The following is a 26,529-nucleotide window of genomic DNA, read 5'->3' on the forward strand; positions in this document are numbered from 1 at the left end:
TAAAGTATTCGATCTGGTATTCTTTTATATTAACTATGGTTATGTCTGATGACAGCATACTTTTTAGAACACCACCCATATTTTTAGTCCCTATGAAGAACTTAGTGCTACTTACGCTATTTATTTAAAGCGAGATATGATCTCACCAAAAACACGCGTTTTTTTAGATTTTCTGGTAGAGCACATGATAGCGATTTGAGTTTGGGTCTACAGCTTGATCGCACGAATTGTTATAGTCGATGACTACCTAAAAAGACCCAAATACGGTACCGAGTATGATGACTAGAGTGAGAGCAATTAAAGGAATGACCACAGCAGTAGCAAATATATCTTTATAGGACTCTCTATGAGTCAAACCACAAATGGTTAGCATTGTTATTATTGCCCCGTTATGTGGTAATGAATCCAAACCGCCGGAAGCCAAAGAAGCAATACGATGCATTAATTCGGGGTCAATATTATATTGTTCTGCCAATTGCATATAGCTTGCGCCCATAATTTCTAAGGCTATACCCAAACCACCTGAAGCTGATCCTGTAATACCTGCTAAAACGTTAACCATGATTGCTTCTGATATGAGAGGGTTTCCAGGCGCAATTCCCATAAGAGACTGTTTGATAATAGCGAAACCTGCAAGAGTTGCAATTACGGAACCATAGCCTACTTCTGAAGCTGTGTTAAAAATAGGCAGTAAAGATCCGGTAGCGCCTTTGTTTAAACTTGCTGCCACACTATCTATTCTTTTGAAACTCGAAGCAATAACAAACACACAAGCTAAAAACAACGATAAAATAATGGCCCATATACCAATAACTGAGCTCAAGGCTACGCCACCAAACTTTTCGTCAGCTAAGTAACTGTTGTTCCATAACGGTATTATGATTTTTGAAAAAGCATAGTTGCCTATTATCACAATGAGAATAGGCGATAATGCGAGCCAAAAATTGGGTATGTCGATACCTGAGTGAGGCTCTTTTTCATTTAACGTATGATTTCCATAACCTTCATTATTTGCACTTGCAATACGTGTTTGGCGATTCATCCACAACATACCTCCGCCTAGCATGACTATCGAGGCAATAATGCCTAAACCAGGAGCTGCAAATGCATCAGTCTCAAAATAAGGCATCGGTATAACATTATGAATGGCAGGTGAACCTGGCAATGCCGTCATGGTTAAGGTTAGAGCGCCAATACAAATGGCTCCAGGTATTAGTCTTTTAGGTATGTTCGTCTGCTTAAATAAGGCGGCAGCAATGGGATATATTGCGAAAGTAACGACAAAGGCTGATACACCTCCATAAGTCAAGATTGAACAGGCTAAGACGACGGCTAACAAAGCATGTTTGTCTCCCAGTTTATCCACGATGTTGCGTGCGATGCTATAGGCATAACCAGAATCTTCCATCAACTTGCCAAAAATCGCACCTAAGATAAATAGTGGGAAATATTTGACGGCAAAGCCTCCAAGACCCTGCATAAATACTTCAGTATAAATCCCCATGGTTTGACTACTATCACCACTTAAAACAACAGCTAAAATAGCGAGTAAGGGAGCCAAAACTAATACGCTGACACCTCTATAGGCAAAATATATTAAGAGTGACAAAGACAAAAAAATAGCAAAAATGCTCATAGTTTCAATTTCCTTCCATGGAAAAATACGCTGTAAAATTATACTTTGTGAATAAGATAATGCTTCTGATAAACAGAATTTAGTCTGGTTGTTATTAGGGTCTGTTGAACATTCAAATGTGGTGCTGGCAGTCACTATTTTTTAGACAATATGCAGTGAAATTTTTGACGCCTAGTCATTCTAGGTTAAACAATTTCGCCATATATTGGCAGAAAATAGTACTGCCCTGAAAGGCTGATGCTAAAATCACCCCAAACGTTGTTGCAATCCTAGTTAAGGTCTCGACATTATCGTCGGCTTGCGCCTAATTTGGTGCAATTTTAGCAATCAGCAGCCCTAATATTTGAATGTTCAACAGACCCTAAGTAATACTTTCTAGGATCTTCTTCGTAGTTGCTATTTAGACGGTGGAGTATCGTCATGAATGTCGAATAAATAAAAGCACCTTATGCCATAGCGTAAAGGATCACTGATATCTAACCATTTCGTAGATAGAGCATTAGGGTTAATGCCCAGCATATTTATAGCGATATATATGACTCGACTTATTCTCGATATCAAAACGTACTCATAGCATAAAACACACACCACTAGGGCTTCATAGCTTAAGTTAATACTATTTGATCGGTGCCTGAAGAGGTTTGGCTTATAAGAGTGAACTGACGGAATGGTTGTTCATAATTGCTATCCTTAGCATGAATGAAATACGATTAATACAACTGCTATAACAATGTGATGTGCAAACACTGAAAGGTTTGCCACTATTTACATACAGTTATATATAAAACGATACATTATGTATCGAGTTAAAATTTAACAGAGATATAAACAAATATCAACTACTAAACCTTAGCAGTCATTAGATAGTCTCAGTAGTTTATTCTTAAGAGTAAGACTGCGTTATACCTACGAGCTATATGCTTAAAGCGTTCAGACGGCTATGTTGGTTTAAGATAAGGTATATAAATATAGTTCGAGTATTGGTCTAATTACGGTATATATAAACGCTAGACCAACATAACAAGTAGGGTGCATAGCAACAAAGGATGTCGAACAGGAATGTTTTGGATAGCAGTAGATAATAAGCAGAGACTAAGAGTCTTACTATTAAGGGTTTAAAAGTGTTTAGGAGAGGAGAGAAAAACTGATGATTTTATTAAAGTTTTTACTCAAGGTTACTTTTTATACTGTAAAGATAGTAATGGATAAATGTCTAATTATCCTGCTAAAATCCTACAACTAAATCGATGATAGCATAAAGCATCTCTTTCTTAAGCTCTGTTACTAGGGCGTGTCCTCAATTCAATTGATAGTTATCTAAATGGGTTAAAAATGGCTAAATCTTGCCAAACATCGTCAAATAGTTGGTCAATATCTCGATATTATCTGCACTATTTTCCTTGTTTGACGGCAATTTATCTCATTCTTATCGTCATGTTCAAAATGAGGACACGTCCAAATAGTCAAGTTACAATGATTAATTTTGGCGATTGCTCATATAAGTGAGGCTAGAGGGAATAGCTGGTCAGGTTGGTTCTTATTATCATAATTTAACGAACAAAATTAGATTATGAAATAGAATATATTGGCATAAAAATTGCTTAAAAGCATACCAAAAAATTATAGCTATTCAATAGAATAGCACTCCTTAAGGAAGTAGATAGTGACTCAAGAATTTTCCGACCTTATTACCCCTATTGATGATTCTGAAATAACACCAAAAGCTGCTCAACAGACCCTATTTTGGATGGCAGTGGGCATCTATTCTTTACTGTTATTAATCGGCTCAGTGCAGCCTATGATCGGTATCATTGGCCTTTTGCTATTAGGAGTGGCAGCTTTATTCAAGGTTATCATTCGTAATTTTCAAGTTATCGGTATTTTATTATTATTGGGAATGGCGGCTATGGCTATTCCTTTTCTATTAATTATATACATTCCTGTTCTATTATATTTTTTTATAAAACGTCTTGGATATCTGTTTCAGCACTTCGGCTTGGTAATGGCTGGATTGTTTATCTACTTTTTCCCTATAGGTATCATGGCAAATGGAGCATTAGAATCGACCCCATCAGTTGGTCTAATCATCCCGGTGGTTCTCTTTCCGATAATTTTAAAAAGCTTTGTAGATAATCGAGGCTATACCGTTCAAAAAGCTCTTGAGATTATGTCTGAAGCTCCTATCCTTATCATCTCAATCGTCTTACCTTTTTTGAAATTGAATATAGGTGCGGACTTCGCAGAAGGGGTAGGCTCAGGAGAGACCGTCGCAGGTGAAGCCGCAGCAGCAGCAAAACCAATGCCAAATGATGTGGCGTTTATGAAAGAGAGCCCTATCTACAAAGGTGCTTTTGGCACAGAAGTATCTGTTTCTGAGCCAGTCGCTACGACTGCTATGTTGACCGCCAACTCGGCCATTACGGTTAACGGATTTTTTCAGCAGCTTCAAAACAGTCAACAAATACAGTATGAAGATGGTACAAGCTCGGCTATTAATAATAATCTTAATCAAATTAGAATTGGTGATAGTAGTTTTGAAAACCTCTATATACAAAACGATGGAGCCACTCTAAAAATAACAGACAGTCAAGGTGATATTGTCGGGTTTATTAAGCAAGATGGAGCGAGCTTAAAGGTCACTGATACTAATCATTTCAATATGGGTAGCATTACACCTGATCAAAATGGATTTAATATTACAGATAGCTTTGGTAAGTCGGTTGCTTCCATATCAGAAAGCTCAACGAATCTAGATGCTTTCACCACAGAATCTATTACAGATATTGATGCTCAGCTTGATAGTATAAACAACACTAATATTACTCCAGCAGAGGTTGATGCACCTATATCAGAACAGAGCTCATCACAACTGCCAAGAGATACAGGAATAAATATAGCGGGAGGTGAGTTAGCTGTCGATACACTAGACAACGAAGCTGACGAAGAAGTTGTTAATCGTCATCAGTTATTAGCAGTTGCTTTACTCAGTCTGATAGCAAATAAAAATCGTATTAGTGATACATCTGATAAGAAAATTAATGTCTCTAAGAGAATTAATGCCTCTAAGAATATGATTAAAGCCCAAATGCAAGCAGGTAGAGCTCAGTTATATAGTGATGACAGTTTTTATGCTTATATTCAGAAAAATGCCTCTGATGACTTTAAAAATAATGATCGTATCTATACTCACGATAAGATTAAAGACAGTGCTGTACTATCATCAGGGTTGGTTAAGACTGTAGAAGAGAAATTTGGATTATCAAGCGAAAATATACTATTAATATTGAACGATGCCTTTGTATTTGAAGGTACCAATGGCATGGTTTTAACTGAAAATCATATACATTTACGAGCCATGTTGTACGAAACTCAGAGCTTTTCGATTGATGAAATCGCCTCGCTTAATACGCATGGAATTTTGAATAATGAAGCTAAATTTAGTAACGGTCAGCTTTCATATAGATTCCAAGAGAAAGCACTAAGAGTAGCCTATAAAGAGTTGATACAGTTATTTAAAGATTATAAAAATAGCCGATAGGTACCAGGTTAAATATATAAGCCTTACTTATAAATATAAATAGTGGAATAAAAATGAGAAATATCGTATTAGCAGTTATTGGTTGTAGTTTGGCTTTTATAGCTCATGCAGAAAGTTGGGAACATCTGAATGATGTAGGAAATAAAGATGAGCAGATTTTTATAGATTTAGCATCGGTGAAGCTTACTGGTATAAACATATTAGGAGGTAACCGCAATCATGATGTTTTTTCAGTATCCGCCAAGGTAAAAAGTGAATTACCAATGAATAACTCCGGACTGATGAGAACTAGCAATAGTTATTATATCGAAAAATATTACGTAAACTGTGATAACAAAAGCATGGCGCTACAAGCTAAAGAGAAATATACAGAAAATGATGAACCGTTAATGACTTATGTAAATATTCAGGAGTACGCTAACAAAAAAGATATATCTGGTGGGGAGTTTCAACAATTTGCTCTTGGAACCAAAGAGTATGGCATTATTCAAGAGACGTGCAAGCGTGCTACAGATGAAGAGCATAAGAACGTTATTACCGCTAAAAATAAAAAACCAAAAACGGCACAATGGGTCAACTTGGGCCACATAAATAATGGAAAAACCTTGGTTTCATTAGACAAAAATTCTGTTGAACGTTATTCAAAGTCTAAGTATGGAGGGTATCTTCAAGAGAATGAATACTTAGTAGTAGGCCTACTAAGATCTCAATATCTGGATAAGCCAACGTCAATGTTTGGTGGTAGATTAGATAGGAATGAAACCCTTCGTATAGTAAATTGCCGTTCTCCTGGAATGTATTATACTTCTGATCGTAAAATTTATAGGGTTGGTGGAGATGAAGTATTAGAGATGAGAGGTGGTAATGGTATTCACAAGAACGATATGCTTTTTGCATTACCAAAAAGTGATAACCAATCGTTTAATGTAGAGATATGTGCCAACTTGTAGTGTAGTGACTTAACTTAGACCAACCTTAAAGCTTCACATAGAGTTTTTTAATCATCTCTACTCTTAATAATCTACGGTAAGCAAATGACCTTTGCTTGCCGTGCTTATTTATTATCAAATGGAAAGCTGACCTCAACTATATTATTAATCCACTTCGCGATACTGCTTAGTACCCTTATAGAGTTAATAGAATCGAATTTTTCAGCAATGACATCTGCCAACCACCTCAGAGCCTGCTATTATTACCTTACTATAAAAATTTACACCTTCCAAAGTATCTAGGAATAATAAATGCCCGACAGTACTGCTAGTCATATTACCCAAATCAATCAAGACGATATCAACAAAGCCGTGTGGAACGCTTGTGATACCTTTCGAGGGGTCATCAGCGCCGATACCTATAAAGACTTTATCTTAACCATGCTGTTCCTAAAGTACCTATCTGATGTTTACCGCGATGAGTACAACAAGCTGGTCGAGCAGTTTGGCGGTTCTGGTAACGAGAACCCTGAGCTGATCCACGCCATGATGTCCAAGCAGCGTTTTGTGTTGCCTGAAGGCGCAAGCTTTTGGGACTTGTATGAGCAGCGTCATCAGCCGGGCAATGGTCAACGGATTGACGAGGCGCTACATGCGATTGAAGAAGCCAACGGTACCAAGCTCAAAAACGTCTTCCAAGACATTAGCTTTAACACCGATAAACTGGGTCAAGAAAAGCAAAAGAACGAGCTATTACGCCACTTACTAGAAGATTTTGGCAAAGACATCCTTAACCTAAGCGTTGAGCGCGTGGGTAGCCTCGATGTGATTGGTAATGCTTATGAGTTTTTAATCAAGCATTTTGCTGCCAGTAGTGGGGCGACGGCGGGTGAGTTCTATACGCCACCAGAAGTATCTAACTTGCTAGCGACTATTCTTGAGCCTGTCGAGGGTGATGAAATCTGTGATCCCGCCTGTGGTTCAGGCTCGCTACTCATCAAGTGCGGGGCGATGGTACGCAAAAACTCAAACTCTAAGAAGTATGCGCTATACGGTCAAGAAGCCATTGGCTCGACATGGGCACTGGCCAAGATGAATATGTTCCTACACGGTGAGGACAACCACCGTATCGAGTGGGGTGATACCATCCGTAATCCGCTGCTACTCGATAAGGACGGCAAGCACTTATTACAGTTCGATGTGGTGACCGCCAACCCGCCGTTTTCACTGGATAAATGGGGTCATGAGGATGCCAGCAGCGATCCCTATGGTCGCTTCCATCGCGGTGTACCGCCCAAGACCAAGGGCGACTATGCCTTTATCAGTCATATGATCGAAACGCTTAAGCCTACTACTGGCCGCATGGGTGTGGTCGTACCGCATGGCGTGCTATTCCGTGCATCAAGTGAAGGCAAAATCCGTCAGCAACTGATCGAAGAAAACCTGCTCGATACGGTGATTGGCTTACCAGAAAAGCTGTTTTTTGGGACAGGGATTCCAGCGGCGATTTTGCTGTTTAAGAAGAATAAGACCGATGACTCGGTGTTATTCATCGATGCCAGTAATGAGTTCAAATCAGGTAAAAATCAAAATCAGCTCACTGAAGATAATATTGCTAAGATCATTGAGACGTATAAGGCGCGAGAAAGTGTCGATAAATATGCTTATCTAGCGAGCTTTGATGAGATTAAAGAAAATGACTTTAACCTAAATATTCCACGCTATGTCGATACCTTTGAGGAAGAGGCGGAGATTGATCTGGATGCGGTGCGTAGTGAGCGTCTTGAGTTAAAAGCTGAATTGGATACGTTAGAGATTGAGATGGCAGGGTTTTTAAAGGAGTTGGGTTATGGTGCCTAAGGGGTGGATTTTAAAAGAACTGCAAACGATTATCTCGGGCAATATAAAGAATGGCTTTTCTCCATTAGCTTCTGATAGTAAAACTGGATATTGGGTACTTGGCTTAGGGGCACTAAGCGACGATGGAATCAAAATAGATGAAATTAAACCAGTAGAACCAACTAAAAAAGTAATTGATTCTGTGTTAAGTAAAGGAGATTTCCTTGTAAGTAGGTCTAATACTCCTGACAAGGTAGGTCGTTCAATTCAGTATAAAGGTGAAATAGACAATTGCTCTTACCCTGACTTGATGATGAAGTTTCGAGTTGATAAAGCTCAAGTATATCCCTTGTTTGTTGAACACCAGCTAAAATCATCAGTTGTACGCGCATATTTTAAGATGTGTGCTTCAGGCAGCAGTAAGTCAATGGTAAAGATAAATAAAAAAGTACTCGAAAAGACTCCTCTTCTTGTACCTCCTCTTGTAGAACAACAAAAAATCGCCAAAATCTTATCTACTTGGGATAAAGCAATTAGCACGACTGAGCGTTTGATTGAGAATAGTACCCAGCAGAAAAAAGCGTTGATGCAGCAATTGCTAACGGGTAAAAAGCGTTTGCTTGATGAGTCGGGCAAACGGTTTGAAAGAGAGTGGGAAGAGGTTGAGTTGGGTGAAATTAGTCATATCACTACTGGAAGCTCAAACAGAGAAGATTCTTCTTTAACAGGTGAATACGCTTTTTTTGACCGTTCTATTGATGTAAGAACTAGCGGAATATTTTTGTTTGATGCTGAAGCAATAATCGTAGGAGGGGAAGGGCAAGATTTTGTGCCAAAGTATTTTGAAGGGAAGTTTGACCTTCATCAACGTACCTATGCCATTATGGATTTTAAAAATACTTATGGTAAATTCCTTTTTTATTATATTGGTTATTATCGCCACTATTTCTTATCTCAAGCCGTTGGTAGTACTGTTAAGTCTTTGAGATTGCCAATGTTCCAGAAAATGCCAGTAAAATTACCCTCAGCTAAAGAACAACAAAAAATCGCCAGCGTGTTAACCAATGCCGATAAAGAAATCGAGTTGCTTGAGCAGCAATTGGCTGATTTGCAGCAAGAGAAAAAGGCGCTGATGCAGGTGTTGTTGACGGGTAAAAAGCGGGTGGTTGTTGATGCCTAGTATTACTGAGCTAGGTATAGATGGCATTGCAGAGTACTATGAGCAATATGGTTTTTGGGTGACTTTATGTATTATTGCTATAGGAATACTTAGTCCTATATTATTTCACCCTCAAAAACTTAAAGAGTTTTTTGATGTTTTTTCTTATATAAGAAAAGGCAGCACTAGAGATAAAGAGAGGGCTTTAGAATCAAGTTATTTAGATCCATTGACCCGTCAAAGTATACAAAAAAAGCTGTCTGAAGATCAATTTTATCAAGCGACTGGTCTAAGAGTTGACTATTATCTCCGCCACGTGCTTTTAGCCCTATGTGAATACTCACAAGGTGGAATCACTTTGTATAGCATTAGAAAATCTATGCTAAATTTATCTTACAAGAGTAATAAACTTGAGATTTCTATCACAAAATTTGAAAGGATATTTGGTAGGATTTCCCTTTTCCTTTCTATATTATCGATAGCATGTGCAACTATTTTGACTTTGTATATTATATTTTTCTTAATCGGTACAGGGCTTGGTGAAGATATTATCAAGAACAAAGCAGTATTTTACATAGCAATATTTTACATCGCCCTGATGATGGCTTCATCTGTCATAACCTTGAACACCTATGTAGAGTTAAAAAACTCTGAAAAGATAGAAAAATATTTAAAAGAAAATCCAAGTTTCAACGACGAGCATTTGGTTAGATATCCTTTTTCAACTCTAATAGTAGAGCAAGGCAATACGGGAGTCCAAGATAGCTAGTATGAGATGAAGTTATGTTGGTTAAATGCGATTGCAACCGCCACACCATACCTTTTAAATAGCGTGGCGGTTTTTTACTGCCTTTTTTACAGTGGTATCGGCTACAATCGATATAACTAAATAAGCAACCAAACAAACGCTATGTCTAAAGTAGGCAGATATGACCAAAATAAATTCTAATATTAGCGCCACTACAAGCATCAACTTTGCAGAAGAATTTAGCTCAAAAATCCCTGCCTTAACCTTGCTCACTACACTGGGCTATCAGTTTATTCCACCAAGTCAATGCAGTGCCATGCGCTCAAAAGCGGCTTTAAATAAAGCGACTAACCAAGTCGTCTTACTGCCGATCATGCGTGCGTTTTTAGCCAAGCAAACTTTTACGTTTGAAGGTAAGCCTTATCATTTATCAGACAGTGCCACTGATAAGATCATGCACGAGCTAAATCCTGCAATGAATCTAGGTTTGCAGGCTGCAAACGAGGTGCTATATAACGCTATGCTTTATGGCGTGACCGTGACTGAGTTTATCGATGGTAAAAAAACCTCGCAGACCATCGCTCTGATAGATTGGAATAACATCGATAATAATAGCTTTCACGTTACCGAAGAGTTGGTGGTACTCAATAGCGAGGGCACGAGTAGTCGTAGACCTGATATCGTCTGCTTTGTGAATGGTTTACCGCTGGCAGTGATCGAAGCCAAACGTCCTGATTCGAGTAGAGAGTGGCAATCTACCAATGCCCAAGCAGTGTCCCAGCATATCCGTAATCAAAAGCAAAAAGAAATACCGCATCTATTTGCCTATAGCCAGTTATTGCTAGCAGTTAATGGCAATGACGGTCTGTATGCCACTTGCGGTACGCCTGAGAAGTTTTGGGCAAAATGGGTGGAAGAAGAGATCTCTGAGCCTGAGTTTCATCGTTTAAAGAACCAAGCGCTCAGTCCTAAGCAAATTGAGAATTTGTTTGGTGATCGTCCTACCTCTATTAAAGAGGAGTATCAGTCACTAGTTGATGGTGGTGATTTAGTCGTCACCGACCAAGACCGCTTAATCATCAGTCTTTTGCAGCCTGAGCGTTTGCTTGAGATGACGCGCATGTTTACCTTGTTTGATAAAAAGGCTGGCAAAATTGTCGCCCGTTATCAGCAAGTCTTTGGTATCAAAGCTCTGATTGAGCGTATCAGCACTTTTGACGGCTCTGATGGTAAGTCGGGTAGTCGGCAAGGTGGTGTCATTTGGCATACTACAGGCAGTGGTAAATCTTTCACGATGGTGTTCTTCTCCAAAGCACTTATTTGGTTAGAAGAACTCGCGAAGTGCCGTGTCATTATCGTCACTGACCGTGTCGACCTAGAAACCCAGCTTAGTCAAACCTTTGCTTCTGGGGGCGTATTATCTGATCGCGATAAATCAGATGCCATGGCTACCTCTGGTCGCCGTCTAGCGCAGCAGATTGGGCATGGTAATGAACGCGTTATTTTTTCCATTATTAATAAGTTTGGCTCAGCCGTTAAGTATGATGAATGTTATAACGACAGTCCAAACATCATCGTCATGGTCGATGAAGGTCACCGTAGCCAAAACGGTGAGAATAATATCCGTATGGCGCAAGCCTTGCCAAACGCTGCTTTTATTGCCTTTACGGGTACGCCATTGCTAAAGGATGACAAGACTGAGAATAAATTCGGTAGCATCATTCACTCGTACACCATGCAGCAAGCGGTCAAAGATAAAACCGTTACGCCACTGTTATACGAAGAGCGTATCCCTGAGCTTAATACCAATGACCAAGCTATCGATGCATGGTTTGACCGTATCACCCAAAAGCTTACTGATGATCAAAAGACTGACCTTAAACGTAAGTTCTCTCAAAAAGGTCAAATCTATCAAGTTGAAGGTCGTATTGAGCTGATCGCTCATGACATCTCTGATCACTTCCAAAACTTTAAACAGCAGCACCTTAAAGGTCAACTGGCTTGTGACTCTAAAGCCTCTGCTATCCGCTATAAAATGGCATTGGATAAGATTGGTAAAGTGACCTCAGTGGTTGCCATGTCTCCACCTGATACCCGTGAGGGGCATGACACCGTCGATGGTGAGTCAAAAGACATCGTCCAGAATTGGTGGCAAGCCAATGTCGCCAAAGAGTATGGCGGTGATGAAAAGGCTTATACCAAAGCCATCATAGAAGCCTTTAGTCAAGATGATGGTCCTGACATTATGATCGTTGTCGATAAGCTACTAACGGGCTTTGATGAACCTAAGAATACCGTGCTGTATATCGACAAACCGCTAAAGCAGCATAACCTCATTCAGGCGATTGCACGGGTAAACCGCTTGCATGAGAAGAAGCGTTTTGGTTATCTGATTGATTATCGTGGCATCTTAAAAGAGCTGGATATCACCATTGAGAAATACCAAGATTTAGCCGAGCGTACGCAAGGTGGCTTTGATATCGAAGACCTTAAGGGTCTATATAACGCGATGGATACTGAGTATAAGCAGTTACCCAGACTGCATAGCGAGCTGTGGGCAATATTCTCATCAGTGAAAAACAAGCAAGACGGACAAGCGTTAAGGCAGGTGCTTGCGCCAAAAATGCAGGAAGTCGACGGCAGAGTAGTCGATACCAAGCTCAAAGAACGTGATGATTTCTATGCGGCTTTGACCGAGTTTTCTAACGCCATGAAAGTTGCGTTGCAATCAGCGTCTTTCTTTGAAGACAAATCATTCGATAGTAAACGTGATCGTTATAAACAAGATCTAAAGGCCTTTGTTAATCTACGCAAGCAAGTACGCGAAGATGCTGATGAAACCATCGATTACGATGAGTATGAAGCAGATACTCGCAGCTTACTTGATAAGCATATCGCAGGGCTTGAGGTGAAAGAAGCAAAAGGCGTTTACCTAGTCGATAACCTAGGTAAGGATGTTAAGCCTGAAGAATTAAGCGATGATGAAGCCCGTAACCAAACGGATAAAATCACTGGTCGGGTGACCAAGATGATTGAGCAGGATTTGGCTGATGATCCTTATGCCCAAGAGTATTTTTCTAAATTGCTTAAGCAAGCGATTGCGGATGCTAAAGCCATGTTTGATGCACCCGTGAAGCAGTACATGATGTTTGCTGACTTTGAGCAAGCCGTCAAAGACCGTGATGTCGCTGATGTACCGAATGCATTTATTGATGATAGTGGTAAGTTAAACAAACATGCTCAGGCGTACTTTGGTTTGTTTAAGCATTTATTTGATGCTGATTTCTTGATAGATAAAGAGTTAGATAACGACAAGCTAGTCGCTTACGCCTTTGAGATTGATAATATTGTTAAGACAGCAGTGGCTGAGTATTCTATCAATCCAGCAGAAATTGAAAATGCTATTAGTGTCAAATTGCTACCGATGTTATTTATGGATTTGGGTATCGAGAAAGCGCAACAGCTCATCGAGGAAGTACTAAAGATTACCCGTCTTGGACTTTCCAGAGACAAGTAGCCTAAGAGCAGCAAGAGGGTAGTAGGCAATGACTGAGAATGGTGTGTTTTATTATGGTCAAGATAAGATTGATTATGAAGTCGTGCGTAAAGAAGCAACTTATAAAGAAAAGATAAACCAGCCTGAAAGCGATGAGCTGATTACTGAAAAGACCAAACCGAGCAACCTGAATAAACCCCGAAAAGTAGTCATCAAAGTACATCCTGATCAGCGTGTGGTCGTCACTGCACCTGTCGATGCGACGGATGAGATGATTTATGATGCCATGATGAAGCGTGCGCGCTGGATATGGCGAAGCCTACAAGATTTTGCTAAGCAACAAGATCATGTATTATCCAAGCGTTATGTCAGCGGCGAAACCCAGTTTTATCTGGGTCGTCGTTATGTGTTAAAAGTGATAACCAATATAGAAACTGCCGATGTAATACATAGCACTGTGAAGCTTAGTCGCGGTAAGTTAAACGTAGCATTGTCTCAAAGCGATTCTGAGTTAGACGCTGAAGAGCGAGCTAAGCTAGTTAAAAGCCTTATTGATAAATGGTATAAAGATAAATTCAGGTCGATCTCTAGAGAGAGGCTTGAAGCATTGATCCATAAGGCTTCGTGGGTAAAAAACAATCCTTCATTGAAGTTTGTAATGATGAGAAAACAATGGGGCAGTTGCTCCACTAAAGGCAATCTAATACTTAATCCGCATTTAGTAAAAGCACCAAAGGAATGCATTGATTATGTGATACTACATGAGCTCTGCCATATCGCTGAGCATAATCACAGCGAACACTTTTGGCGGCTACTAACGCAAGTAATGCCGAACTGGAAAGAGGTGAAAGCTAGGCTTGATGGGATGGCTGAGCTGTATTTGAATGAGTGAAGTGAATATTCTTTCACTTGAATCTTAAATATTTTAGCCAAGTTACTTGCTGTTATGCTCTCGACAAGGAGGCATGCTCATACACCTCACAACACCAACTTTCTTTTGCGCTTATAGGTTCTGGCGCTTTATCACATTTTGGTCACCGTCGCTTTTTCAAATGATTTAAAGCTGATTAAATAATCATAACTATGAGTCGATGCAAGCAAGAGTTTCTCTCTACAGCCCATATATTACAGACAAAAAAAGCCCCAATCGTGAGATTGGGGCTTTCTAAATATTTGGTAGGCATAAGCAGACTCGAACTGCTGACCTCTACCATGTCAAGGTAGGTCGACTAAAATACATATTATGACGATATCTTACATGTACCTAGATTATTGGCCTATAGATATTATATGATTGAATCATCACAATGTAAATTGTAGTCAAGTAAGATTTAACACGTATTTAGGCACTGTATTTTTATAGTGTTTTTACCTCTACTCTATTGTCAGATTAGTGACTCCTGCCGTCAAATTCGTACAGTTAAACTTGGGAGATTTTAAATCGGAGGGTGATTTACTTTTTTTATCCAAGTTATTTGCTATAACGTCCGTTGTGGGAATGAGGAAAAAGTTATTAATGTGAAAGCTCACCTTAATCTCTAGATTAAGGTAGGATTGGTATGCGGTGATTTATGAGTCCAACCCTCTGCTAAAATTGCCTTAACCGCTTGGTCGTAATGCTCTGGTAGTTTTCGATTAATAATGTAAGGCGATTCTATAAACTCTTCTGTAGTTAACCCACCTTTTAAACTATTAATCATTCTCTGATACGGCTCGCGAACTTCAGGCCATGACAACTCATCGCCCAGTACTCGACCAACATAAGTCATCATATAACTTTGAAAGGAAAAAGGCTTCTCTATTTTACCCTGTATAGCTAGACGGTATATAGGCTCGAAGGCTTCTAATACTGGTTTAATAACTTGTGTTTCCTTACTTACAGCTTTACTCACATCTTCGTCTGTCCATTGATCACAATATGTAGAGAAAGCCCCTATAATACCTTCTCTTGATTTCCAATTTATCAGCGCCGTTTTAAACTCAATGGCAGCTTGCTCTATTTCTGGTTTATTCATATTAAATGTTGTCATGTTATTTCACCTCTATGACGATATAGAAATAAGCATGGTTCCCTAGTGAGGACTTGAATATTCGGTTGTACGCTATTGTTATCATCACTCCTAGTTATTTATAGTAGCTCCGTGTACACAGTAGTGTACTTTTTAACATGAAATGGTGGTATATCCATTTCATGTTAAGTCACTGTAGACCATTAAGTATAAGACGGCCTTTAAACCACCACGCTCCTGATCAACGTTCGATGACTTAAATTAATCTGTATACCATTGTCGTTCGCCTACTTAGCACTAGCACCGATGACTTTATGACTTGAGCCAGCGTGCCATTTGTCTTATTGGGTTTGTGTTAAGCACGGCAAATTGTACGTGTTCTAGCGAAAATCAAAAAACTCATAATGAATATTTTTGGCAGGAATACCATTTTCTTTCATTAACTCTTGTACTTTTCCTAAAAGCCCTTTTGGACCGCAAAAACTAATCTGAATCTGCTTTGGATTAACTTCACTGGCGACTTGCCGAATGGTTTCAGCCATGGCATTACTGCCACTTGGGTTGGCTACGAAATCTACTCCAGACTGGTCTGTCATCTCCTGCATACGCTCAACACTTGGAAAAACACGCGCAGGATCGAAGCAATATATCAGAGTGGCACGTTCAAAATGACCGATAGTTTTATCCTCTTGCCAAGAAATAAAGGGAGAGATTCCTACTCCGGCACCAATCCAGATTTCACGCTCTGCATTTGATATACGTTTAAAATTACCATGAGGCGCATAAATATCAGCCAACATACCCACTTTGGCTTGTTCATTTAGCTTTTTTGTATAATCACCCAATGCTCGAATCACAAAATGGATGTGTCCAGTATCAGAAGGTGCGTTAGCTATGGTAAAAGGATGCGGCTCGTGCAAACCTGGTTCTTTAAGAGAGATAAAGGCAAATTGACCAGCCTTAAATTGAAACCCTTTACGGACTGGCTCAAACTCCAAGTGTACCGCCGCTTTGCCCTGGGATATAGCGACTAACTTATACTCTCCGGCTTTGGCAATGAATGGGTACAATACCATCTTGTACAATGCTGCAAGCACGCCTACAGAACAAAGTAGTGCTAACCAAATACCTGCTGGACTAGTCAGTGTGATGGGAGACTCAAAACTCAGCCAATGCAGTATAACGATTAGAAAAAGTGGACCTGAGAACTTATGCAACCAACGCCAGTTGCCATACGGGATTTTGCGATTCAGCGCCAGTAGTATAATCAGACCTAACGCGACAAGGCTGAGTTGACGCATCAAACGCGTCCAATATTTGGACAACTCCAAAATGGGCGCAAGATCCCAAGCGTCTAGCTTGGCTTTGAATACAAAATGATAGACAGCGAAAATAAGTGCCCATATGGCAATCCATTTATGAGCTTCATAAACCCTGTCCAGACCGCCAAATAGCCGTTCAACACCGTGCCAACGGCTAGCAAGTATACATGAGCTTGCCATGCACGCTAAAGCCGAAGCACCCATTATCAAACTGACTGTTGCTGATGTGATCCACGTTTCAGAGGAAATTTGCATGAGTACAGTGATTGAAGTGATCAGTACGATACTACCGATCACTTGCCATGACTTTAAAGCCATAAGAATCTCCCTAAAAATTATTTTATTGCCGTTAAGAAAGCTTGATTTAACAAGTAGGTATTTATTGAAAAGTATGGCTAATAATACAGCCTAATTCTTAAATAATTCTTAAATAATTCTTAAATGATGCTTAAGCGGCGTCTATGGCATTACGTATGTAACTGGTGCGCTGCACAATCATCTAAGTGTTTTAACGTCCTAAGCTCACCTTAAGATTTGCTTGTTGTAATAGCGATAAGGTAGATGATGCGACATCTCGTCTGCTTACGATATCTTGCTGATTTTTGGTTTTTAGCAGCTGGTATTGTCAACAAACAAATGATTAAAGGGGTGACAACCATGAGCCAAAAAGACATCATTAATTGGGACGACTCTTCCATACATATACCGAACATGCCTAAAGCGAGGCAAGTAAAAGTTTGGGACATATTAGTAAGAGTTACCCACTGGACAATTGCGGCTGGTATTATTGCCAATCTATTGTTTACCGAAGACAGCAGTGAGTTGCACGAGTATGTAGGCTATACCGTTTTGGGACTGGTAGTCGTACGTTTACTTTGGGGTCTCGTTGGAACGCGCTATGCACGCTTTACTAGTTTCTTCCCCACTCCGACACGACTCAAACGCCACTTATCAGCGTTAAGTGTTCGACGCGTTGATGAGCAGCATCTTGGTCACAACCCCTCGGCAGCCCTGATGATGTTATCCTTATGGGCAGTGATTATAGGGTTAGGAATAACTGGTTATCTGATGGACGCAGCTATTTTTAGTAATATAGAGCTGCTTGGTGATAAAGATTTTCTTGAAGAGATACATGAGCTATTAGCCAATAGTTTGTATCTGCTGGTTCCTCTACATATCATCGCTGCGATTGCCATGAGTTACTGGCAACGCCAAAACCTCATTAAATCAATGATAACGGGCAAAAAAACGGTGACAGACAAGCCGTCTACCATGAAATAAGTCAAGCGACGGAGCACATATGGCACGCATATTATTGATAGAAGATGACAGCACCATCGCTGATGGCATTATCCTTGGCTTAAAAAGTCATGGCATGATGGTGGATTGGTTTAGTGATGCAAAGCAAGGTGAAATGGCGCTGCAAGACGGCATGTTTGATGCAGTACTGCTGGATTTAACCTTGCCAAAAGGAGATGGTATGAGCGTACTAACAAACTGGCGAGCCAAACAGATAGATACACCGGTATTGATTATCACAGCTCGCGATGCGATTGCCAATCGTGTGGCAGGACTCAATGCAGGTGCTGATGACTATTTAGTGAAGCCCTTTGCATTAGATGAGGTTATTGCCCGTCTACAAGCATTGATGAGACGCAGCCAAGGTCGGAGTCAACCTGATGTCCATTATGGTGAAGTGGCCTATCAGCCTCATAACCAGCAAGTCTCTTATCAAGATGAAATTGTAGAATTGACCATCAAAGAAGTGGCAATATTAGAGCAAATGCTGACCCATCCTAAGCAAATACATAGTCGAGCAAGTTTAGAAGATAAGCTATATGGTTGGCAACAAGATATCGAAAGTAATGCCATTGAAGTGCACATTCATCATCTACGCAAAAAGCTTGGCAATGATTTTATCTTGACCAAACGTGGTATTGGCTATTATCTCAATCCAGCCCATAACCACCGTTAGGCATTCGCATGCCTATTTTTGGCGTCTCCACTTTGTTTGCTAATATGTGAGCCTATGAAAAGTATCCAGCAACGGCTATTAACATCTCTACTGATTGGTCTACCTCTACTATGGGTACTCACCTCGAGCTTTATTGCTTGGAAGCTCTGGCACGAAATCAATGAGATGAATGACACCCAAATCACTCAAGTTGCTCGTTACTTAATAGGGGTCGCCCCCAAAGAAGAGGACGATAAAGACCATCATAGGCAAAGGGATGATAACAAAAAGCACACGCCTAAAATCTATAATTTAAAAAGCAAGCAGCTATCAGGTGATCTTGGTGAGGCTGAAGATGACCATATGGGCTTTGCCATCTGGGATAAAAAAGGACGCTTGCTAATGGCTGATGAAAATGGCCAGTCATTTGCTTTTTTGCCAGACCAATATGGATTTTTAGAAGAGCATGATTCTGCCTATCAGCGCCTCAACCCTTTTAGTAAGCGCTGGCGTTTATTTTATGTGCACGATGACCATGACCACGCAGGCCGGGTAATTGCCGTCGGTCAAAACCTTGAGTCTCGCCAAGAGATGATTGTTGATGCCATGTCCGTGCAAGTGCTGCCGATGTTGATTGGGCTATTTGCATTTATGGGTTTGGTGGTGTGGCTGATCCGGCGGGGGTTTATGCCGTTAACTCAGATTAGTAGTGCGCTTGAACAGCGTCAACCGCAAGATGATAGCCCCATCACAGCAGACGTGCCCAAAGAGATTCAACCGTTAGTGACTGCCTTAAATGTCTTATTTGTGAAAGTCGCGGATACCCTAGCACGTGAGCAACGATTTACGGCTGATGCCTCGCATGAGTTAAGAAGCCCGCTGGCAGCATTAAAATTACAAGCTGATTTGTTGCAGCAGCAGATATTGCAATTGTCTGGCGTAGAAGACGATAACCAACTTTTTTATCATACCCAGAAAATTAGTAATGGCATTGAACGTGCCACTCATTTAGTCGACCAACTGCTGATTTTAGCCAAAATAGAACCGCAACAACAATTGCCCCCTGAGCAATTAGAAAGTCCTGACTGGCTGATGCTTACAGATATTGTGCTGAGTGATCTCAACCGTCTCGCTCGTGAAAAGCGCATTCAACTAAAACGCACTGTGAACTGTGACAATCCTGCTGATATTCTACCCATCCTTATCAATCCAATTTTATTCAAACTGCTCATCCGCAACCTGTTAGACAATGCCATTCGCTATTGTCCCAAGGGTGCTTTGATTGAACTTCAGCTCGACACCAATGCCATTAGAGTGATCGATAATGGCATTGGTGTCGAGCCAGAACAACTGACTCGGTTAAGCGAGCGCTTTTACCGTCCAGCAGGTCAAAGCCAATTGGGTAGCGGCCTGGGGCTATCCATCGCCAATCGAATAGCAGAGCTGCACGGTCTGACTTTAAAGTTTGCTAACCGCTCTCAACCAGAAACAGGCTTTATCGTAACGATAAAACATAAAAAATCGATATCAAGCACCTGATAAAAACGATAAAAATTAAACGGCGCTGACTTAAGCTTGAGTTAATATTCACCCCGTATGCTAGTTGTATTCCCTAATAATATATACGGAGTACATCCTATGAGCCGACCTCTATTAAGACCCTTATTATTGACTGTTGGTGCAACCTCATTAGTGTTTTTTGGAGGCGTCATCGCCTTATCTGTCCAGTCGCCTAACGCTGATACCACACTATCAGCCGCGAATGCCATGAGTCAAAATACTGACATTACCTCTCCATCCTCTGATTTATCGTCCTTTAAAGCAGTTGCAAACCCTCTCACGCAATCCCCATCTGCCAAGCCATCACCTCTTGCGGCACTCACAGCCACGCAAGCAACCGCACTCGCGCGGCAAGACGCGCCCAATTCAGTATTGCAGGCTTCACCCGAGCTCGTCAATTATAACGGCACCGTCGCTTATGAGGTGCTATTAGACAGCGGCGCTACTTATATTGATGCCAGTGTCGGCACTGTACTGAATCCGGTTGCGACCAATGACTATCGTGCTGAGAGATTTGACGATGACGATTATGACGATGACGATTATGACGATGAAGATAAGCACCACGATGATGACAAACGTAAAGAGGATAAACATCGCAAAGCACACGATAAAAAATACTATAAAGAGAATGATCGCCTAATCGCCATGAGCTATCAGCAACATGATGAGGAGGAATACGATGACTAATACCAAATCACATTCGACACCAGCCGTCAAAAAAACGGCTAAAAAAGCAGATCCTTTTGCCGCTCTTAAAAGCAGCATTATGATGGTCTCGATTGCAGGTACTATGGCAGGATGGCTGGTACTACTCAATCAAGAACAACAAACTGCCCCTGTGAGCACTGCCATTATAAGCACTGCTGTTGCTGAGTCTGATGAAAGGGCAGTCACGCCAACGCCCATCGCTGATATCAATCAATTGCGACAGGTCAATGCAGTCGCACCTGTTGAGGTAATAAGGGTTGTCGCTCGTACGCGCTCTTCTCAATAAATAAGAAAAACCACAGATTATTTAGTTTGAATGTTTAGTCAAGGGAGGGCTTTGAATGCACACAAATATGTCCAATCAAACAACACCGCAACTGGCAACGATTAAACTGTTTGCCATGGGTTGTCACATTCAAATTAGCTTAAATACCACAAGACTGAGCGCGCAACCTTCACAAATGAGAATAGACCAACAAGTCGCTTTTTTGACAAACGATATTCAGCAGCGCTTAGCTGACTGGGAACATACCTTCAGTCGTTTTGATGACAGCAGTGAGCTTATGAGACTGAATAACCGTGGCGACCAATGGTCTGAGGTGAGTTCAGAATTATTCGAGGTGTTGCAGCGTGCCATTCACTTTGTCTCAAAGACTCAAGGCTTAGTGACACCAACGTTATTGCACCCTCTATGGGCCGCAGGCTATAAGCATTCATTTGAGACCTTACCCAAAATGTCTGTGCCATCATTACCTGTTACTGGCGTAAGCACCCCTACAAACGTGCAAGACACGACAAGTGCTAACCATGCCAATCAGCAGATAGAAGGTATTCAGCTTCGCCAGTTAGCTGACGGACAACATCAAGTATATCTGCCAGCTGGCATAGCACTGGATTTGAATGGATATGTCAAAGGGTGGTGCGCCATGCAGTTGGCGGAAAATATTAGCCGAGTTCATGACTGGCATATTCCCTGCTTAGTCGATATGGGTGGGGATATCGCGATTGGTGTTCCAAAAAACCCAACAGATAAACCGGTGTCTTGGGGAGTGGCTGTTGCCAAGCCGTATTTTGCCAATAGTGAGCACGTTCACAATGATGAAGATGTGGCGATCCTCAAGCTCAGCTCTGGGGCTGTCGCCACATCTGGGCAAGATTATCGTCGCTGGTTGCACGACGGCCGCTGGCAACATCATTTGATCCATCCGCATGACTTGCGTCCAGTAACAAGTGACGTCCTAACTGCAACGGTACTGGCGAAAGATGCGATGACGGCGGAGGTATACGCCAAATACTGCGTGCTTCTTGGTGTTAAAGCAGCCGTGGCGTGGCTCAACAAACACCATATTGCGGCGTTGTTAATAGATAGAGATAACAAAGTGATGGTGACTTCTGCTATGCGTCCAAACCTGCTTGCTAGTTAATTTATCACGCGACATGCGCTAGATATCAATACATTAAGTAAAGCCATTCATAGGAGCATAGTCATGCATACAGACCATCCTACCAGCAGTCATACTGCTTCCAATACTAATGTTCTCACTCAGGCTCTATGGGTTGGCTTAACGTTAAGCATTGCTATCGGAGTTGGTGGTTATGCGTCGTTAACTTGGGGAGAGACGGTATCTCAGCTACTGACCAGCACAGATAAACACTTTTGGTATTTATCACGGGCAAGCGGTGTTATCGCTTATACGTTATTTTGGTTGGCAGTCATTTTTGGCTTGTTGTTAAGCACTCGTTTAGGCAAGCGCTTTAATGCAGCGCGGGTATTTGTCTTACATCAGTATCTAAGCCTGATTGCCGTAGGCTTTGCCGCGTTTCATGCTGGTATCTTATTAGCAGATAATTTCTTAAATCTGAACTTATGGCAGGTGCTAATGCCTTTTGGTTTTCAGACTGAGCGTGTGGGCGTGGCCTTGGGGCAGTTGGGGTTTTGGTTCTTATTTATCTGTGCGTTTAGTTTTTATATTAAGCAGTATATTGGTCAATCAGCATGGCGCTGGCTACACTTTTTGACCTTTATGGCGTATATGTTCATCAGCATTCATGTGTTTATGGTGGGCTCAGACAGTCGCGCGCTGCCTTTGTTATTATTTTATGCCGGCAGTCAAACAATAGTCTTTTTACTAATAACCTATCGAATAATCGCTTTAAAGCAAGCAAGGTAACTATGTGGAAATTGGTGTGTCATTATAGGCTACACTGACATATTCTAATTTATGTCTAAATCGTTTGAGGGTATCTATGCTATGCATCATTCTATTCACGACGAAGCTCATCTAAGCAATCGCAATCATTGGCTTAGGGCAGCAGTACTTGGTGCCAATGATGGACTGATTTCAACCGCGAGTCTATTAGTCGGTGTCGCTGCAGCAAGTGCAAATAGTCAAACACTGCTATTGACAGGGATGGCCGCGTTAACCGCAGGTGCTCTATCGATGGCAGCTGGTGAGTATATTTCAGTATCGTCTCAAGCTGATACCGAAAAAGCGGATCTGGATAAAGAGTTGCATGAACTGACTCATAATGCTGAGCGCGAGCTATTTGAGCTGACCAAAATTTATGAGAAACGTGGACTGGATCATGTCTTAGCGCATCAAGTTGCCATAGCTTTGACTGAGCATGATGCACTAGAGGCGCATGCCCGAGATGAGATTGGTTTGACAGATCTGAGTCAAGCTAAGCCGATTCATGCGTCAGTTGCTTCTGGATTGTCATTCATTGCGGGCGCCATATTACCGATTATTGGTATTTTACTTTTGCCAGCACAAACACTGGTTTGGTCACTCGCGACTTTAACGATAGTAGGCTTAGCGCTACTTGGCATAATATCAGCGCGCTTGGGCGGTGCCCCTGTTATTCCTGCTACGTCTAGAGTTGTGATATGGGGTGTGCTCGCTATGGTCGCAACATCATTGATTGGTCGGTTGTTTGGGGTGGCAGCATTATAGGGGCGTCATAAAACTGGTCAGTAAATAAGGGTATACCCCAAGGGAACCAGCTGTTTTACACTCTAAACCTATTAACAGCCTACTTAAAACAGACTGGTATAATGGAACCACTTATAACAGACTATTTTAGGTGTTTATGTTTATTAGAGCGTATCTACGAGCGTCTACCAAAGAGCAGGACGCCAAACGTGCCAAAAGCGAACTCATAGCATTTGCCAACGATCATGGCCATAAAATTGCCGCCTTCTATGTCGAAAATGAATCAGGAGCTACCTTGATGCGACCCAAGCTTATGCAGCTGATTGAAGATGCTCATAAGGGCGATGTTATCTTAGTTGAGCAAATTGATCGTTTGGCGCGTTTGAATCAAACTGATTGGGATACGCTCAAAAAAATGTTATCAGAAAAAAAGCTATCTATCGTATCAAAAGAGCTGCCTACCTCCTATATGGCGCTTCAATCTGAAGGCAGCACTGAATTTATGAGCAGTATATTACAGGCTATCAACTCGATGATGCTGGATATGCTAGCAGTCATTGCTCGAAAAAGATTATGAGGATCGCCGTAACCGGCAGATGCAAGGTATTGCTCGTGCTAAGACAGAAGGTAAGTATTCAGGACGTAGAAAAGATACCGAAAAGCGCAAGATCATCGCCACTCTACTCAAATCAGGCCATAGCTATTCTGAGATACAAGGTATGACCAAGTGCTCACGGCATCTGATTGCTGATGTGGCCAAGGAAAGACCTAAATGGATTAATGAGTCTTTTTAGATGGTTCGGCTGGGATATATCTATGTTTGTACTTGTTTAAAATAACGTCCTTTTGGTCACTTGTGCTAGAATTTTGGCTGAATAAGTCAGGTTTTTCTTACTTTCCGATTGTTTTAGAACCACTGTACTTTTTTATAAGAGACTGGCCATAGAGTTTATTTCATAAAAAGATAAATCATTTCTAGCCCTCGTAACTCCGTTAGTGGAAGTCAATGAACTAGTGCTTATGCAAGAGATCCAACTAAAATCTTTTAAGTTAATCTAAAAGTATTTGACAGTATATGTTGATAAGTATAATCTGTTTGTTTTTTATTAGACCTCTTGCATAAGTCATTTCTAGCCCTTGTGACTCCGTCACTGGAAGTCAATGAACTGGTACTTTTGCAAGAGGTCTACTTCTTCCCAGGTGATGCCTATGGTATCACCTGTTTTTTTTAACATATTTTTTTAATAAGATCCCATCCATGTTGGTTAATACTAAAATTTCCAGAGAAAAAATTGACTATTACCGTCGATTTATTTTTTAGATATTTTTACTAATTTATAAATAGATCTCTTAAAGTGCTGTTGCATTCATTTCTAATAATGAATTTACGAGAGCTACAATTTATGTAAAAGGTCTAATATTCAAAACCAACTAGGAATTTTGGGGGAATACAGTTAACTCTATAAATTGAAAGGGAATTCAATGACGTTACAATTCAGTCAAATCACAACATTATTTTTAGCTTGCATGGTTTATATGCTAGGTGTATATCTAGTCAAACAAGTTGGTTTTTTAAAACGTTTTTGCATACCTGAGCCCGTAGTAGGAGGGTTGATTGTAGCTATTGTTATTACAATTTTAAAATCTACTGGACTTGTAGTTATTGAACTAGACACCAGTTTACAGAGTTTATTCATGTTGGCTTTCTTTACCACTATTGGCTTAGGTGCTTCGTTTAAGTTATTAAAAGTTGGTGGTAAAGTTTTGATAGCTTATTGGCTATTGTGTGGCTTTCTAGCATTAATGCAAAACGTAATCGGTGTGTCTGTAGCAAAGCTAATGGGGCTTGATCCTTTATTAGGTGTCATGCTAGGTGCTATCTCAATGGAAGGTGGCCATGGCGCCGCCGCCGCATTTGGCCAAACTATTGAGAGTCTTGGAATCGATTCTGCTGTATCAATTGGTTTAGCGGCAGCAACATTTGGTTTGATTGCTGGCGGATTAATTGGTGGGCCAGTAGTAAAGTATCTAATCAATAAACATGATTTGAAACCAAACTCTGAGAACGCCACTCTAAAATCTTCAGTTGACGACTTAGTAGGGCTTAACACTAAATCAAAAACGGATTTTACAACCCTTTTATTTATTCAGATGGCAGTAATTACTGGCTGTATGACTGTTGGTGGCTATTTAGGATCAGTTTTTTCTGATCTGACCGGTTTTGCATTACCAGGATATGTTGGTGCTATGTTTGTCGCTGTAATTTTTAGAAATATAACTGATACAGCCAACGCATCTATAATTGATATGAAAATTATTACAAAAATTGGCGATTTCACCTTGGGTATATTCTTATCTATGGCATTGATGAGTATAAAGCTATGGGATTTATATAGTCTGGCGCTGCCTCTTTTTGTTGTAATTTTTGTCCAAGTATTGTTTATCGTACTATTAGCTATATGGGTAGGTTTTAGGGTATTAGGCAAGGATTACGATGCTGCAATCATGACAGGTGGTTTCTTAGGCCATGGTCTTGGAGCAACACCAAATGCAATCGCTAACATGGATGCAGTTACTAAGAAATTTGGTGATTCACCAAAAGCGTTTCTAATTGTACCTTTGGTTGGTGCCTTTTTAATCGATCTTATAGCACTACCAATTATTCTTACTGCGATCAATATATTTTCTTAGTTAA

Annotated in this window: 19 protein-coding genes and 1 pseudogene; 17 read left to right on the plus strand and 3 right to left on the minus strand. The window is 40.7% G+C overall.

Annotated features, from left to right (window positions below):
• Positions 1-247 precede the first annotated feature (247 nt).
• Complete coding sequence (locus tag QL982_RS10565; RefSeq protein WP_290164460.1) at positions 248-1,636, minus strand: GntP family permease; 1,389 nt, start codon at positions 1,634-1,636, stop codon at positions 248-250.
• A 1,663-nt stretch (positions 1,637-3,299) separates the two neighbouring features.
• Here QL982_RS10565 and QL982_RS10570 point away from each other — a divergent pair.
• From QL982_RS10570 to QL982_RS10600, 7 genes are all read left to right on the plus strand, one after another.
• Positions 3,300-5,174 (plus strand): hypothetical protein, encoded by a 1,875-nt coding sequence (locus QL982_RS10570; RefSeq protein ID WP_290164461.1) that lies wholly within the window; start codon positions 3,300-3,302, stop codon positions 5,172-5,174.
• A gap of 53 nt (positions 5,175-5,227) precedes the next feature.
• Positions 5,228-6,124: a hypothetical protein gene (locus QL982_RS10575; protein ID WP_290164463.1), complete on the plus strand. Its 897-nt coding sequence runs from the start codon at positions 5,228-5,230 to the stop codon at positions 6,122-6,124.
• Positions 6,125-6,415: 291 nt separating this feature from the next.
• Positions 6,416-7,963: a type I restriction-modification system subunit M gene (locus QL982_RS10580; protein ID WP_290164464.1), complete on the plus strand. Its 1,548-nt coding sequence runs from the start codon at positions 6,416-6,418 to the stop codon at positions 7,961-7,963.
• The gene (locus QL982_RS10585; RefSeq protein ID WP_290190307.1) at positions 7,953-9,122 is read left to right on the plus strand and encodes a restriction endonuclease subunit S; all 1,170 of its coding nucleotides are present in this window, start codon (positions 7,953-7,955) and stop codon (positions 9,120-9,122) included. The genes QL982_RS10580 and QL982_RS10585 overlap by 11 nt, the downstream gene beginning before the upstream one ends.
• The gene (locus QL982_RS10590) at positions 9,115-9,870 is read left to right on the plus strand and encodes a hypothetical protein (RefSeq protein WP_290190308.1); all 756 of its coding nucleotides are present in this window, start codon (positions 9,115-9,117) and stop codon (positions 9,868-9,870) included. The genes QL982_RS10585 and QL982_RS10590 overlap by 8 nt, the downstream gene beginning before the upstream one ends.
• Before the next feature lie 160 nt (positions 9,871-10,030).
• Positions 10,031-13,366, plus strand: a complete 3,336-nt coding sequence (locus QL982_RS10595) for an HsdR family type I site-specific deoxyribonuclease (protein ID WP_290190309.1) — start codon at positions 10,031-10,033, stop codon at positions 13,364-13,366.
• A gap of 28 nt (positions 13,367-13,394) precedes the next feature.
• A complete protein-coding gene (locus QL982_RS10600) occupies positions 13,395-14,237 on the plus strand; it encodes a SprT family zinc-dependent metalloprotease (protein ID WP_290190310.1) in 843 nt (280 codons plus the stop codon).
• A gap of 646 nt (positions 14,238-14,883) precedes the next feature.
• On the opposite strand, the gene QL982_RS10605 is transcribed toward QL982_RS10600, so the two are convergent.
• Both QL982_RS10605 and QL982_RS10610 read right to left on the minus strand, forming a co-directional pair.
• Positions 14,884-15,375, minus strand: coding sequence for a hypothetical protein (locus tag QL982_RS10605; RefSeq protein ID WP_290190311.1), 492 nt, complete (start codon positions 15,373-15,375; stop codon positions 14,884-14,886).
• A gap of 359 nt (positions 15,376-15,734) precedes the next feature.
• Positions 15,735-16,994: a ferredoxin reductase family protein gene (locus QL982_RS10610; RefSeq protein WP_290190312.1), complete on the minus strand. Its 1,260-nt coding sequence runs from the start codon at positions 16,992-16,994 to the stop codon at positions 15,735-15,737.
• Between the two features lie 339 nt (positions 16,995-17,333).
• Here QL982_RS10610 and QL982_RS10615 point away from each other — a divergent pair, with 339 nt between their 5' ends.
• From QL982_RS10615 to gltS, 10 genes and pseudogenes are all read left to right on the plus strand, one after another.
• Entirely contained in the window at positions 17,334-17,957 is a 624-nt protein-coding gene (locus tag QL982_RS10615) for a cytochrome b/b6 domain-containing protein (RefSeq protein WP_290190313.1), read from the plus strand.
• 19 nt (positions 17,958-17,976) lie between these two features.
• A complete protein-coding gene (locus QL982_RS10620) occupies positions 17,977-18,651 on the plus strand; it encodes a response regulator (RefSeq protein ID WP_290190314.1) in 675 nt (224 codons plus the stop codon).
• A 54-nt stretch (positions 18,652-18,705) separates the two neighbouring features.
• On the plus strand, positions 18,706-20,169 hold the full coding sequence (locus QL982_RS10625; protein ID WP_290190315.1) for an ATP-binding protein: 1,464 nt from the start codon (positions 18,706-18,708) through the stop codon (positions 20,167-20,169).
• 99 nt (positions 20,170-20,268) lie between these two features.
• The gene (locus QL982_RS10630; RefSeq protein WP_290190316.1) at positions 20,269-20,880 is read left to right on the plus strand and encodes a hypothetical protein; all 612 of its coding nucleotides are present in this window, start codon (positions 20,269-20,271) and stop codon (positions 20,878-20,880) included.
• On the plus strand, positions 20,873-21,187 hold the full coding sequence (locus QL982_RS10635) for a hypothetical protein (protein WP_290190317.1): 315 nt from the start codon (positions 20,873-20,875) through the stop codon (positions 21,185-21,187). Before QL982_RS10630 ends, QL982_RS10635 begins: the two co-directional genes overlap by 8 nt.
• 55 nt (positions 21,188-21,242) lie before the next feature.
• Complete coding sequence (locus tag QL982_RS10640; RefSeq protein ID WP_290190318.1) at positions 21,243-22,325, plus strand: FAD:protein FMN transferase; 1,083 nt, start codon at positions 21,243-21,245, stop codon at positions 22,323-22,325.
• A 63-nt stretch (positions 22,326-22,388) separates the two neighbouring features.
• On the plus strand, positions 22,389-23,072 hold the full coding sequence (locus tag QL982_RS10645; RefSeq protein WP_011959976.1) for a hypothetical protein: 684 nt from the start codon (positions 22,389-22,391) through the stop codon (positions 23,070-23,072).
• An 81-nt stretch (positions 23,073-23,153) separates the two neighbouring features.
• Positions 23,154-23,855: a VIT family protein gene (locus tag QL982_RS10650; protein ID WP_011959977.1), complete on the plus strand. Its 702-nt coding sequence runs from the start codon at positions 23,154-23,156 to the stop codon at positions 23,853-23,855.
• Positions 23,856-23,991: 136 nt separating this feature from the next.
• Positions 23,992-24,628: pseudogene (locus tag QL982_RS10655) on the plus strand (recombinase family protein).
• 688 nt (positions 24,629-25,316) lie between these two features.
• Positions 25,317-26,525: a sodium/glutamate symporter gene (gene gltS / locus QL982_RS10665; protein WP_290166096.1), complete on the plus strand. Its 1,209-nt coding sequence runs from the start codon at positions 25,317-25,319 to the stop codon at positions 26,523-26,525.
• Positions 26,526-26,529 lie beyond the last annotated feature (4 nt).

It is taken from the genome of Psychrobacter sp. 5A.1, from assembly GCF_030407455.1.
Classification (GTDB): Bacteria; Pseudomonadota; Gammaproteobacteria; order Pseudomonadales; family Moraxellaceae; genus Psychrobacter.

Excerpts from the sequence above, each read along its gene's own strand:
- QL982_RS10565 (WP_290164460.1), bottom strand. The coding sequence starts at position 1,636 with ATGAGCATTTTTGCTATTTTTTTGTCTTTGTCACTCTTAATATATTTT.
- QL982_RS10575 (WP_290164463.1), top strand. The coding sequence starts at position 5,228 with ATGAGAAATATCGTATTAGCAGTTATTGGTTGTAGTTTGGCTTTTATA.
- QL982_RS10580 (WP_290164464.1), top strand. The coding sequence starts at position 6,416 with ATGCCCGACAGTACTGCTAGTCATATTACCCAAATCAATCAAGACGAT.
- QL982_RS10585 (WP_290190307.1), top strand. The coding sequence starts at position 7,953 with ATGGTGCCTAAGGGGTGGATTTTAAAAGAACTGCAAACGATTATCTCG.
- QL982_RS10590 (WP_290190308.1), top strand. The coding sequence starts at position 9,115 with ATGCCTAGTATTACTGAGCTAGGTATAGATGGCATTGCAGAGTACTAT.
- QL982_RS10595 (WP_290190309.1), top strand. The coding sequence starts at position 10,031 with ATGACCAAAATAAATTCTAATATTAGCGCCACTACAAGCATCAACTTT.
- QL982_RS10600 (WP_290190310.1), top strand. The coding sequence starts at position 13,395 with ATGACTGAGAATGGTGTGTTTTATTATGGTCAAGATAAGATTGATTAT.
- QL982_RS10605 (WP_290190311.1), bottom strand. The coding sequence starts at position 15,375 with ATGACAACATTTAATATGAATAAACCAGAAATAGAGCAAGCTGCCATT.
- QL982_RS10610 (WP_290190312.1), bottom strand. The coding sequence starts at position 16,994 with ATGGCTTTAAAGTCATGGCAAGTGATCGGTAGTATCGTACTGATCACT.
- QL982_RS10615 (WP_290190313.1), top strand. The coding sequence starts at position 17,334 with ATGAGCCAAAAAGACATCATTAATTGGGACGACTCTTCCATACATATA.
- QL982_RS10620 (WP_290190314.1), top strand. The coding sequence starts at position 17,977 with ATGGCACGCATATTATTGATAGAAGATGACAGCACCATCGCTGATGGC.
- QL982_RS10625 (WP_290190315.1), top strand. The coding sequence starts at position 18,706 with ATGAAAAGTATCCAGCAACGGCTATTAACATCTCTACTGATTGGTCTA.
- QL982_RS10630 (WP_290190316.1), top strand. The coding sequence starts at position 20,269 with ATGAGCCGACCTCTATTAAGACCCTTATTATTGACTGTTGGTGCAACC.
- QL982_RS10635 (WP_290190317.1), top strand. The coding sequence starts at position 20,873 with ATGACTAATACCAAATCACATTCGACACCAGCCGTCAAAAAAACGGCT.
- QL982_RS10640 (WP_290190318.1), top strand. The coding sequence starts at position 21,243 with ATGCACACAAATATGTCCAATCAAACAACACCGCAACTGGCAACGATT.
- QL982_RS10645 (WP_011959976.1), top strand. The coding sequence starts at position 22,389 with ATGCATACAGACCATCCTACCAGCAGTCATACTGCTTCCAATACTAAT.
- QL982_RS10650 (WP_011959977.1), top strand. The coding sequence starts at position 23,154 with ATGCATCATTCTATTCACGACGAAGCTCATCTAAGCAATCGCAATCAT.
- gltS (WP_290166096.1), top strand. The coding sequence starts at position 25,317 with ATGACGTTACAATTCAGTCAAATCACAACATTATTTTTAGCTTGCATG.